The 11,524-nt window shown below is 49.8% G+C and carries 13 protein-coding genes, 1 pseudogene and 1 riboswitch; of the genes and pseudogenes, 9 read left to right on the top strand and 5 right to left on the bottom strand.

Annotated features, from left to right (window positions below; genetic code table 11):
- From RTW80_RS31330 to RTW80_RS11320, 3 genes and pseudogenes are all read left to right on the top strand, one after another.
- Positions 1-61 (top strand): IS1 family transposase (locus RTW80_RS31330; RefSeq protein WP_071528444.1); only part of this gene is annotated, 61 nt, incomplete at its 5' end.
- Positions 62-75: 14 nt separating this feature from the next.
- Positions 76-318: pseudogene (locus RTW80_RS11325) on the top strand (FimD/PapC C-terminal domain-containing protein); the annotation flags it as partial.
- Between the two features lie 15 nt (positions 319-333).
- Positions 334-1,368, top strand: a complete 1,035-nt coding sequence (locus tag RTW80_RS11320; RefSeq protein ID WP_000405713.1) for a putative fimbrial-like adhesin protein — start codon at positions 334-336, stop codon at positions 1,366-1,368.
- Between the two features lie 81 nt (positions 1,369-1,449).
- Here RTW80_RS11320 and rcnB read toward each other — a convergent pair whose 3' ends face one another.
- Positions 1,450-1,788 carry a Ni(II)/Co(II) efflux transporter accessory subunit RcnB gene (gene rcnB, locus RTW80_RS11315; protein WP_000153067.1) on the bottom strand — a complete coding sequence of 113 codons (339 nt, stop codon included), beginning with the start codon at positions 1,786-1,788 and terminating at the stop codon, positions 1,450-1,452.
- A 218-nt stretch (positions 1,789-2,006) separates the two neighbouring features.
- On the bottom strand, positions 2,007-2,831 hold the full coding sequence (gene rcnA / locus RTW80_RS11310; protein WP_000134636.1) for a nickel/cobalt efflux protein RcnA: 825 nt from the start codon (positions 2,829-2,831) through the stop codon (positions 2,007-2,009).
- Positions 2,832-2,951: 120 nt separating this feature from the next.
- Between rcnA and rcnR the strand changes: the two genes are divergently transcribed.
- From rcnR to RTW80_RS11285, 5 genes are all read left to right on the top strand, one after another.
- Positions 2,952-3,224 carry a Ni(II)/Co(II)-binding transcriptional repressor RcnR gene (rcnR, locus tag RTW80_RS11305; RefSeq protein WP_000019944.1) on the top strand — a complete coding sequence of 91 codons (273 nt, stop codon included), beginning with the start codon at positions 2,952-2,954 and terminating at the stop codon, positions 3,222-3,224.
- A gap of 91 nt (positions 3,225-3,315) precedes the next feature.
- A riboswitch (TPP riboswitch) is annotated at positions 3,316-3,412 on the top strand.
- Positions 3,413-3,446: 34 nt separating this feature from the next.
- A complete protein-coding gene (thiM, locus tag RTW80_RS11300) occupies positions 3,447-4,235 on the top strand; it encodes a hydroxyethylthiazole kinase (protein ID WP_001195564.1) in 789 nt (262 codons plus the stop codon).
- Positions 4,232-5,032 (top strand): bifunctional hydroxymethylpyrimidine kinase/phosphomethylpyrimidine kinase, encoded by an 801-nt coding sequence (gene thiD, locus RTW80_RS11295; RefSeq protein ID WP_000822274.1) that lies wholly within the window; start codon positions 4,232-4,234, stop codon positions 5,030-5,032. The genes thiM and thiD overlap by 4 nt, the downstream gene beginning before the upstream one ends.
- 64 nt (positions 5,033-5,096) lie before the next feature.
- Complete coding sequence (locus tag RTW80_RS11290) at positions 5,097-5,915, top strand: glycoside hydrolase family 25 protein (protein ID WP_032247694.1); 819 nt, start codon at positions 5,097-5,099, stop codon at positions 5,913-5,915.
- 51 nt (positions 5,916-5,966) lie between these two features.
- Entirely contained in the window at positions 5,967-6,713 is a 747-nt protein-coding gene (locus RTW80_RS11285) for a GntR family transcriptional regulator (protein ID WP_032247695.1), read from the top strand.
- Here RTW80_RS11285 and RTW80_RS11280 read toward each other — a convergent pair.
- The 3 genes from RTW80_RS11280 to RTW80_RS11270 are packed head-to-tail and all read right to left on the bottom strand — an operon-like array spanning position 6,687 to position 9,927.
- A complete protein-coding gene (locus RTW80_RS11280; RefSeq protein WP_032247696.1) occupies positions 6,687-7,652 on the bottom strand; it encodes a carbohydrate kinase family protein in 966 nt (321 codons plus the stop codon). The genes RTW80_RS11285 and RTW80_RS11280 overlap by 27 nt on opposite strands.
- On the bottom strand, positions 7,649-8,653 hold the full coding sequence (locus tag RTW80_RS11275) for an ADP-ribosylglycohydrolase family protein (protein WP_063119233.1): 1,005 nt from the start codon (positions 8,651-8,653) through the stop codon (positions 7,649-7,651). The genes RTW80_RS11280 and RTW80_RS11275 overlap by 4 nt, the downstream gene beginning before the upstream one ends.
- Complete coding sequence (locus RTW80_RS11270; RefSeq protein WP_000858484.1) at positions 8,650-9,927, bottom strand: nucleoside permease; 1,278 nt, start codon at positions 9,925-9,927, stop codon at positions 8,650-8,652. Before RTW80_RS11270 ends, RTW80_RS11275 begins: the two co-directional genes overlap by 4 nt.
- 256 nt (positions 9,928-10,183) lie before the next feature.
- Here RTW80_RS11270 and fbaB point away from each other — a divergent pair, with 256 nt between their 5' ends.
- Entirely contained in the window at positions 10,184-11,236 is a 1,053-nt protein-coding gene (gene fbaB, locus RTW80_RS11265) for a class I fructose-bisphosphate aldolase (RefSeq protein WP_000129551.1), read from the top strand.
- Positions 11,237-11,524: the final 288 nt, after the last annotated feature.

The following is an 11,524-nucleotide window of genomic DNA, read 5'->3' as shown; positions in this document are numbered from 1 at the left end:
ATCGGTGGAGCTGCATGACAAAGTCATCGGGCATTATCTGAACATAAAACACTATCAATAAGTTGGAGTCATTACCAGCGCAAGCCATGGTTTATAAAAACGTTAAGAGCAGATGGGCAATCATTAACGTTTGGTTATGAAGTCAATGATATCCATGGTCATAATATTGGCGTTGTCGGCCAGGGAAGTCAGTTATTTATTCGCACCAATGAAGTACCGCCATCGGTTAATGTGGCAATTGATAAGCAACAAGGACTTTCATGCACAATCACCTTCGGTAAAGAGATTGATGAAAGTAGAAATTATATTTGCCAGTAATAGTCAGGTGGTTCTATGGAAATTCGCATAATGCTATTTATATTAATGATGATGGTTATGCCTGTGAGCTATGCGGCATGTTATAGTGAGTTATCTGTTCAGCACAACTTGGTTGTTCAGGGGGATTTTGCACTTACTCAAACACAAATGGCGACATATGAGCATAATTTTAATGATTCGTCATGCGTAAGTACAAATACTATCACCCCTATGAGCCCGTCGGATATTATTGTTGGACTTTATAACGATACCATAAAATTAAATTTACATTTTGAATGGACCAATAAAAACAACATCACGTTGTCAAATAATCAGACCAGTTTCACCAGTGGTTATTCAGTTACGGTGACACCTGCGGCCAGTAATGCAAAAGTGAATGTTTCTGCGGGGGGCGGCGGTTCAGTGATGATTAATGGTGTTGCGACATTATCCAGTGCTTCATCATCGACACGCGGGAGTGCCGCAGTACAATTTCTACTGTGTTTATTAGGTGGCAAGTCATGGGATGCATGTGTAAATAGCTACAGAAATGCATTGGCACAAAATGCAGGTGTCTATTCCTTTAATCTGACATTGTCATACAACCCGATAACCACAACCTGCAAACCGGACGATTTATTAATTACTTTAGACAGTATTCCCGTTTCACAATTACCAGCCACAGGTAACAAAGCAACAATAAATAGTAAACAAGGGGATATTATTCTGCGTTGTAAAAATTTATTAGGTCAACAAAATCAAACATCACGGAAAATGCAGGTGTATTTATCAAGTTCTGACTTGTTAACCAACAGCAACACAATACTGAAAGGTGCGGAAGATAATGGCGTAGGATTTATTCTTGAAAGTAATGGTTCGCCAGTCACACTTTTAAATATCACTAACAGCAGTAAAGGATATACAAATTTAAAGGAAGTTGCGGCGAAGTCAAAACTTACAGATACAACGGTTTCAATTCCGATAACAGCCAGTTACTACGTCTACGATACAAACAAAGTTAAATCTGGCGCACTGGAGGCAACCGCATTAATCAACGTGAAATACGACTAATAACAAGCAAGACGAGCAAGTGGCTAATAATAAAAAATAACAAGGTGTCTGCATTTCCCCCTCATGATGAGGGGGCTTTTTTTAGCGATGATAAAAAATCTCACCGTCGTAGGCTTTAATGATTTTACCGTCGGTGTCGCTGATCAACACGTACGCGCCACCCATATAGGTCCAGTGCGTCCCGGCATCAGGCGCGGGCAGGTTACGCAACTGCCACTGCTTAATGTTGTACTCATCGGTACGGTACATTTCTGGTACGGTGTCCCCTGGTTTGAAATGCTTAAAGTCAGCAATGAAACTACTTAACTCATACTTAGAAATTCCCGAGGTATTGGTCGAACCCGCGGTGGCTGGTGCGGCCCAGGCGGCACTGGTAACCAGCAAAAGCGCACCCAGCAACATCTTATTTTTAATGGTCATAAACTCTCCACTTTGGGGATCTGTAATATCAGTCGCATATCTTTCCTGCCATACAATATAACTGACAAGCGATATTTTGTTAGTGATCCCATGATTTCGTAAAAAGTGTAAATGAAAGGATGCCCTAAAAGCATCCTTAGCGAGCAGAGAGTCAGCGGAAATAGCTGATTTAAGAATCATCCTGGGCTGAAGATAACATGCAAGCCTAAAGGATTGAGTTATCGCATTATGCCCATGAAGCCATGTACGCCCATATACACACCGACTAAGCCAATCAACAGACTGGAAAAATAGGGGGCGCGTTTAGCGAGAGTGTTAAATCCGCTCCAGCGTTTTGCGACCTGCTGAACGCTGATTGCTGCGCCAACGCCTACGGTGACAAGCGTTAACGCCAGGCCAATGCTGAAACTGACGACCAGTGTTGCGCCCAGTGTCAGGGCTTTCAACTGAATGCATATCAACAGCACGGTAATTGCTGCCGGGCAGGGGATAAGGCCACCGGTTAAGCCAAATAACAAAATTTGCCAGTTGGTGACCTCTCTACCATCAAAGCGTCGTTTAATGTCATTGGCATGGGCTCGTGCATGGGCATCCTGATACTCGCCATGTTCGTGATGGTGATGATGTCCATGGTCGTGGTGATGTTCGTGATCGTGATGATGATGCTCATAATCATGCCCGTGCATATTCTCCAGCCAGTTGCGTTCGCCGCGCCAGGTACGCCAGAACATCCAGAACGCGGTGCTAATAATGATCACTGCGGAAATCAGCTGGAGCCACGGTTCTGCTGATTGAGCAGTAAAGCGCTTGCTGATCACCATCCCGCCAAAGGCAATTAACCAGACCACTGCGGTATGCGAAATAGTTGCTGCCAGTCCGAGCATCACCGCTTGTTTAATGGTGCCTTTGATGGCGATGATAAACGCCGCCATCATCGTTTTTGAGTGCCCTGGTTCCAGGCCATGAAGCGCACCAAGTAAGATGGCGCTGGGGATGAAGAACCAGGCGTTTCCTTGCTGAAGAAGAGTTGTAAATTCGGTCATGATAATAATTCTTAGTATTAATTCGGCAATCTGATTCTACTCCCCCCCAGTACCTGATACTACCCCCCAGTAGATTAATAGTGCTATGATTTTTCATATTCTTGTTAACCAGGTGTTGCCATGTCTCATACAATCCGTGATAAACAGAAACTGAAAGCGCGTGCCAGTAAGATTCAGGGCCAGGTCGTGGCGCTCAAGAAAATGCTCGACGAGCCGCACGAATGCGCTGCAGTTTTACAACAGATTGCTGCTATCCGTGGCGCGGTAAACGGTCTGATGCGGGAAGTGATTAAAGGTCATCTGACGGAACACATCGTTCACCAGGGGGATGAGCTAAAACGTGAAGAAGATCTGGATGTCGTTCTGAAGGTGCTGGATTCATATATCAAATAATTTATTAACGCGATTGTAAAACTGCCGTTTTTCCTCGTTTACAACGCGTGCGCTGGACATTACCATCCTCCTCTGCGATTTATCATCGCAACCAAACGACTCGGGGTGCCCTTCTGCGTGAAGGCTGAGAAATACCCGTATCACCTGATCTGGATAATGCCAGCGTAGGGAAGTCACGGACCACCAGGTCATTGCTTCTTCACGTTATGGCAGGAGCAAACTATGCAAGTCGACCTGCTGGGTTCAGCGCAATCTGCGCACGCGTTACACCTTTTTCACCAACATTCCCCTCTTGTGCACTGCATGACCAATGATGTGGTGCAAACCTTTACCGCCAATACCTTGCTGGCGCTCGGTGCATCGCCAGCGATGGTTATCGAAACCGAAGAGGCCAGTCAGTTTGCGGCTATCGCCAGTGCCTTGTTGATTAACGTTGGCACACTGACGCAGCCACGCGCTCAGGCGATGCGTGCTGCCGTTGAGCAAGCAAAAAGCTCTCAAACACCCTGGACGCTTGATCCAGTAGCGGTGGGTGCGCTCGATTATCGCCGCCATTTTTGTCATGAACTTTTATCTTTTAAACCGGCAGCGATACGTGGTAATGCTTCGGAAATCATGGCATTAGCTGGCATTGCTAATGGCGGACGGGGAGTGGATACCACTGACGCCGCAGCTAACGCGATACCCGCTGCACAAACACTGGCACGGGAAACTGGCGCAATCGTCGTGGTCACTGGCGAGATGGATTATGTTACCGATGGACATCGTATCATTGGTATTCACGGTGGTGATCCGTTAATGACCAAAGTGGTAGGAACTGGCTGTGCATTATCGGCGGTTGTCGCTGCCTGCTGTGCGTTACCAGGCGATACGCTGGAAAATGTCGCATCTGCCTGTCACTGGATGAAACAAGCCGGAGAACGCGCAGTCGCCAGAAGCGAGGGGCCAGGCAGTTTTGTTCCACATTTCCTTGATGCGCTCTGGCAATTGACGCAGGAGGTGCAGGCATGAAACGAATTAACGCTCTGACGATTGCCGGTACTGATCCGAGTGGTGGTGCGGGGATTCAGGCCGATCTTAAAACCTTCTCGGCACTTGGCGCTTATGGTTGCTCAGTTATTACTGCACTGGTGGCGCAAAATACCCGTGGCGTACAGTCGGTGTATCGCATTGAGCCTGATTTTGTCGCCGCCCAGCTCGATTCGGTGTTCAGCGATGTGCGAATCGATACCACTAAAATCGGTATGCTGGCGGAAACCGATATTGTTGAAGCGGTGGCAGAACGGTTGCAACGTTATCAGATCCAAAACGTGGTACTCGACACCGTTATGCTGGCAAAAAGCGGCGACCCGCTGCTTTCACCTTCGGCGGTTGCTACGCTGCGCAGTCGATTATTGCCACAGGTTTCATTAATAACGCCAAACTTGCCCGAAGCTGCCGCCTTGCTCGACGCGCCACACGCGCGCACCGAACAGGAAATGCTGGAACAAGGGCGATCGCTGTTGGCGATGGGCTGTGGCGCAGTGCTAATGAAAGGTGGTCATCTGGATGATGAGCAAAGCCCGGACTGGCTGTTTACCCGCGAGGGTGAACAACGGTTTACCGCACCGCGCATTATGACCAAAAACACCCACGGCACTGGTTGTACACTCTCTGCGGCGTTGGCTGCACTACGCCCGCGCCATACAAACTGGGCTGACACCGTACAGGAGGCAAAAAGCTGGCTTTCATCGGCGTTAGCCCAGGCCGACACGCTGGAAGTTGGTCACGGTATTGGTCCGGTTCACCACTTCCACGCCTGGTGGTGAGCACCGTACTATAGCTGCTTTGGTTATTGTCAGCCTTTGGCACTGACATTCAGGGATGAAACCAATGCAGCTAAGAATTACCAGTCGAAAAAAACTCACCTCTCTATTATGCGCTCTTGGGCTAATTTCCATCATTGCAATTTATCCGCGTCAGACGGTGAATTTTTTCTATTCGACAGCAGTTCAGATTAAAGACTACATCCACTTCTACGGTTATCGCCCGGTTAAATCTTTCGCAATTCGCATTCCTGCCAGTTATACCATTCACGGAATAGATGTTTCGCGCTGGCAGGAGCGGATCGACTGGCAGCGGGTGGCAAAAATGCGCGACAACGGTATCCGCTTACAGTTTGCTTTTATTAAGGCGACGGAAGGCGAAAAGCTGGTGGACCCCTATTTTTCGCGTAACTGGCAACTAAGCCGCGAAAATGGCATGCTGCGTGGGGCGTATCATTATTTCTCCCCGTCGGTATCCGCTTCAGTTCAGGCGCGATTATTTCTGCAAACGGTGGATTTCTCACAAGGCGATTTCCCTGCCGTGCTGGACGTAGAAGAACGGGGAAAATTATCGGCAAAAGAATTACGCAAGCGGGTAAGTCAGTGGCTAAAAATGGTAGAAAAACGCACGGGAAAAAAGCCGATTATTTACTCAGGAGCCGTTTTTTATCACACGAATCTGGCGGGCTATTTTAATGAATATCCGTGGTGGGTGGCTCACTATTATCAACGTCGTCCGGACAATGACGGAATGGCCTGGCGCTTCTGGCAGCATTCCGACCGTGGACAGGTAGATGGCATCAATGGTCCGGTGGATTTTAATGTGTTTAATGGCACGGTGGAGGAGTTGCAGGGATTGGTTGATGGGATTAAAGAAACGCCTTAAATAAGAAGCAGTGATATACTCCCACCAGACTCCCTGGCAGGAAAAAGACAAATGGAACAAGCGCATACCCAGCTGATTGCCCAACTGAACGAGCGTATTTTAGCTGCGGATAACACGCCGCTTTATATTAAGTTTGCCGAAACGGTAAAAAATGCCGTGCGCAGCGGGGTGCTGGAGCATGGCAATATTTTGCCCGGTGAGCGTGATTTAAGTCAGTTAACCGGCGTTTCGCGCATTACGGTGCGCAAGGCGATGCAGGCGCTGGAAGAAGAGGGTGTGGTGACGCGTTCGCGCGGTTACGGCACGCAGATCAACAACATCTTCGAATACTCGTTGAAAGAAGCGCGAGGTTTTTCTCAGCAGGTGGTATTGCGCGGGAAAAAGCCCGATACGCTATGGGTTAACAAGCGTGTCGTGAAATGTCCCGAAGAAGTCGCGCAGCAGCTGGCGGTCGAAGCAGGAAGTGATGTCTTTTTGCTTAAGCGTATTCGCTATGTCGATGAAGAAGCGGTATCGATTGAGGAATCGTGGGTTCCGGCGCATTTAATTCATGATGTTGATGCCATCGGGATTTCACTTTATGACTATTTCCGCAGCCAGCACATTTACCCACAACGTACACGTTCCTGCGTTAGCGCCCGGATGCCGGATGCCGAGTTTCAGTCACATATTCAGTTAGATAGCAAAATACCGGTGCTGGTGATCAAGCAAGTGGCGCTTGACCAACAGCAACGGCCTATTGAGTACAGCATTAGCCACTGTCGCAGCGATCTATACGTTTTTGTGTGCGAGGAGTAGTTCCTCGCGCGTTGGCGCACAATCACCGCCCCGATGCCCGACAACCCACGACGCCACTGCATTGCCCAGTAATACGGCATCCGCCAGTGGCAGACCAGAGGCCAGCCCGGCAAGTACGCCACCTGCATGACTGTCGCCCGCCCCAATGGTGTCTACAACTTGCGTTGGAAATGCCGGAATGCAGCCAGAAGCGTCGTTGCTGAAATACCATGCACCCTCTTTATCGAGACGAACGATCAACGGCGCGGCAAATTTCTCCTGCCATTGCTTGCCAAGTGTTGTTATCTCTGCGGATAAAGCAAAACGTTCGGTGGCAATCTCAGCCTCTTGACGATTGAGTGATACTAAAGGTCGACAGGCCATGATCCGCGCCAGTAATGCGTCCGGGATATCGCCGATACGTGGGCCAAAATCGATAAACGGCGTCACGTCTTGCAGCTTTTCCAGCCATTCCACTAACAATTCGCCGCAGGGCGAGGCCAGTTGATAACCGGAAAAATAGAGCAGGCTGCCAGGCGCAACGGTTAATCGCGCCAGCCACTGGCGATTCCACTGATTTTCCACACCGCTGAATGACATAAAAGTGCGTTCGCCATCCGGCTCAACCAGCGCCAGACACCAGCCGTTATCGCCTTCGGCGTTATCGATCAGGCTGATTAACCCCTCTTTCGCCATCCGGTTGCGAATAATCTCCGCCCACACGCCCTGACCGAGCGGCAAGGCATTACCCGCTTCGATGCCGAGGCGCTTTAACGCCACGGCAATATTCAGTGCGCAGCCGCCAACGTTAACGCTCTGCTGCTTCAGTTCGATATCGCACCCACGCCAGGGGAGGGCATAAGCGTCGGCGATCACATCAATGACCGCCGCGCCGACGACCATCACCGGCTGACGCGAGGTTAATTCAGGCAGCAGCGTGTGTAATCGAGCGCCGCTCATACCGCCTCCCGTTGTTGACGATATTTCGCCAGCGCTGTGGCATAGCGGTTGAAATCAAGCTGATTTACCGCATCCAGTTCCGCCTTTAATGCAGGATCGATAGCGTTAACGCCATGCAACGCGCCGCAAATCGCCGTCGCCATAGCGCCGATGGTGTCTGTGTCGCCGCCAAGGTTAGCGCACAGGACGGCGCAGCGATTCGGGTCGGTTTGTGCCAGTTCAACCAGCGCAATGGCGCACGGAACGGACTCAATAGTGCTGGTACCTGCGCCAACGACCTGGTAAAGCTGTTCGCTGGCGGATTCGGTGCCGTCGGCATTGCGCACAATTTTCAGCGCAATCTCCAGACGTGCTGCCAGTGAGGCGCTGAAGGTAGTGATGCGTTTTTGCTGTGCATGTCGCGCAATTGAAGGCAGTGAATCTACAATCGCTGACCAGCTTTCTCCGTCAATGGCACGAGAAATCGCCCATGCGATGACTACCGCGCCTGCAACCGCCAGATCGGATTTATGGGTCGGGCTGGACGCCAGCGCCACATCATCAATAAAGGAATCAACATCGTGCGCCGGAAGCAAACAACCTAATGGCGAGACGCGCATCGCTGCGCCGTTGGTCACGCCGTTGTTTTCCAGTTCAGCAATGGGTTTACCGTCGCGAATGGCGTTAAGCGCAATCTTCGAGGCCGGACCAAGTACGTTTTTGTTAAAGGCGTCGAAACGCAGCGCCCAGTCGAGAATATTACGCCCAATCAGATTCGGATCGATCTTGCCTTCACGTTCCAGTAACGCATCCGCCAGACACAGCGCCATCGAGGTATCGTCGGTGAATTCGGCGCGGTTAAAATAACAGGCCGCGTTATTCTCCTTTGGTCCAGGAAGAAAACGGTCAATCCAGCCAAAGTGTACTTTAACGCGGCTGCGTGGCCAAAGCTCGGAGGGCATCCCCATCGCATCCCCTAACGCCTGCCCATAAAGAGCACCGAGAATACGTTCTGTTTTCATTTAACTTCCCCTTGTGTCAACGCAATATCGCGATCATCGACCTTGATAGCCGTAATTTCGTTGTCGGATTCGCGGAAAAAAATCATGAACAGCACGGCGATAATGGCAATCATCACCGCGCCGAAAGTCCACATCCCGGACCAGTTGAAAGTCAGTCCGTTTACCGGTTCCTGATAAGCGAACATCTTTTCCATCATCACACCGCCAAGACGATAGCCGAGCAAACTGCCGAAGCCCTGGCAGCAGAGCGTGATCAGCCCCTGCGCAGCGGTACGCATATGCACGGGGGCTTTTTTATCGACATAGATGTAAGCGGTAACGTAGTAAAAATCGTAACTTACGCCGTGAAGCAAAATACCGAGGAACAGTAACGCGTAGGTGAAATATTCATCCGCACTACCGTAAATAAAGAAGCCATAGCGGATCGCAGCGGTGACCAGACCAAGCAATAATACCTTTTTGATACCAAAGCGTTTAGTGAAAAACGGCAATGCCAGCATAAAGAAGATTTCAGAGAACTGGCCGAGCGTCATCCAGCCGGTGGCGTTTTTCATGCCAACTTCGGTCAGATAACCGTTGGCAAAGATGTAATAGAACGCTAGTGGCATCGCAAACAGGAATGAACAGAAGAAAAAGACGAGGAAGTTTTTATCGCGCAGCAGGATCAGCGCATCCAGGCCGAGCATGACTTTAATATCCATTTTGCCGGTGCTTTTTGGTGGCGTGTCGGGCAGGAAAAACGCAAACACACCGAGCAGAGCAGAACTTCCGGCGGTAATCAGCAGCGGGATGTTAGTCGGTGAGATATCGGCATACCCCAGTATTTGCGGCAAGAAACCACATGCCAGACCGGAGGCAATCCAGCCGATAGTGCCCATCACACGAATGCGCGGGAAATCACGCTCAACATCCGGCACGTTGGCAAAAGCGATGCTGTTAGTCAGCGCAATGGTCGGCATATAGGTTAGCGAGTAGGCCAGCAGTAACGGGAAGAACCCGGCAAAAGTGGTCTGTTGCGCAGCGAAATACATCAGCAGCGCGCCTGCGAACATCAATACCGCCAGCACTTTCTGCGCCGAGAAAAAGCGGTCAGTGATGGAGCCAACCAGAATTGGCGACAGGATCGCCGCAATGGCGGTACAGGCATACGACCAGCCAATTTCTCCGGCACTAAAACCGCTTTTACTTAACCACAACCACAATGGCACAAACCACGCGCCCCAGATAAACCATTCAACAAACATCATGAACGACAGCTTTGCTGTTGTTTTCATCTTTTAATTCCTTCATGACAGGTAATGTAAGGTACGCGATGACAATACCACTTAATAATACCTTTTAAATACCTTTGCGGTGAAAACTTGACCGCGCTAACATTTTTTCTGATGAATCGAGCCAACAGAAAACGCTGAAAAAACATCCAAAAGATGGAAAAACTCGCCCGTAACGACCAGGATTATGATTGCCCGCAAAAGGCGGGCCAGGAAAATCCATAGCCGATATCCAATCGGAATTTACGGGAGCATAGTAATGACAGATATTGCGCAGTTGCTTGGCAAAGACGCCGACAACCTTTTACAGCACCGTTGTATGACTATTCCTTCTGACCAGCTTTATCTCCCCGGACATGACTACGTAGACCGCGTGATGATTGACAATAATCGCCCGCCTGCGGTGTTACGTAATATGCAGACGTTGTACAACACCGGGCGTCTGGCTGGCACAGGATATCTTTCTATTCTGCCGGTTGACCAGGGCGTTGAGCACTCTGCCGGAGCTTCATTTGCTGCTAACCCGCTCTACTTTGACCCGAAAAACATTGTTGAACTGGCGATCGAAGCGGGCTGTAACTGTGTGGCGTCAACTTACGGCGTGCTGGCGTCGGTATCGCGGCGTTATGCGCATCGCATTCCATTCCTCGTCAAACTTAATCACAACGAGACGCTAAGTTACCCGAATACCTACGATCAAACGCTGTATGCCAGCGTGGAGCAGGCGTTCAACATGGGCGCGGTTGCGGTTGGTGCGACTATCTATTTTGGCTCGGAAGAGTCACGTCGCCAGATTGAAGAAATTTCTGCGGCTTTTGAACGTGCGCACGAGCTGGGCATGGTGACAGTGCTGTGGGCCTATTTGCGTAACTCCGCCTTTAAGAAAGATGGCGTTGATTACCATGTTTCCGCCGACCTGACTGGTCAGGCGAACCATCTGGCGGCGACCATTGGCGCGGACATCGTCAAACAGAAAATGGCGGAAAATAACGGCGGTTATAAAGCGATTAATTACGGTTATACCGACGATCGCGTGTACAGCAAGTTAACCAGCGAAAACCCGATTGATCTGGTGCGTTATCAGTTAGCTAACTGCTATATGGGCCGGGCTGGGTTGATAAACTCCGGCGGTGCTGCGGGCGGTGAAACTGACCTCAGTGATGCAGTGCGTACTGCGGTTATCAACAAACGCGCTGGCGGAATGGGGCTGATTCTTGGACGTAAAGCGTTCAAGAAATCGATGGCTGACGGCGTGAAACTGATTAACGCCGTGCAGGACGTTTATCTCGATAGCAAAATTACTATCGCCTGATACGCCTTATACGAACAACACCACCCCGTAGGACGGATAAGGCGTTTACGCTGCATCCGGCAACCTATGCCTGATGCGACGCTGAAGCGTCTTATCATGCCTACATAGCACTGCCACGTATGTTTACACCGCATCCGGCATAAAAACACGCGCACTTTGCTACGGCTTCCCTATCGGGAGGCCGTTTTTTTGCCTTTCACTCCTCGAACAATTTTCATATTGTCGTTTTTATGATCGTTATCTCGATATTTAAAAACAAATAATTTCATTATATTTTGAAATCGAAAA

Origin of the sequence: Escherichia sp. AM3 (assembly GCF_032029835.1) — a bacterium.
Classification (GTDB): Bacteria; Pseudomonadota; Gammaproteobacteria; order Enterobacterales; family Enterobacteriaceae; genus Escherichia; species Escherichia coli.
The sequence above is the reverse complement of the archived record's forward strand: the minus strand, read 5'-3'. Positions and strand labels throughout refer to the sequence as shown.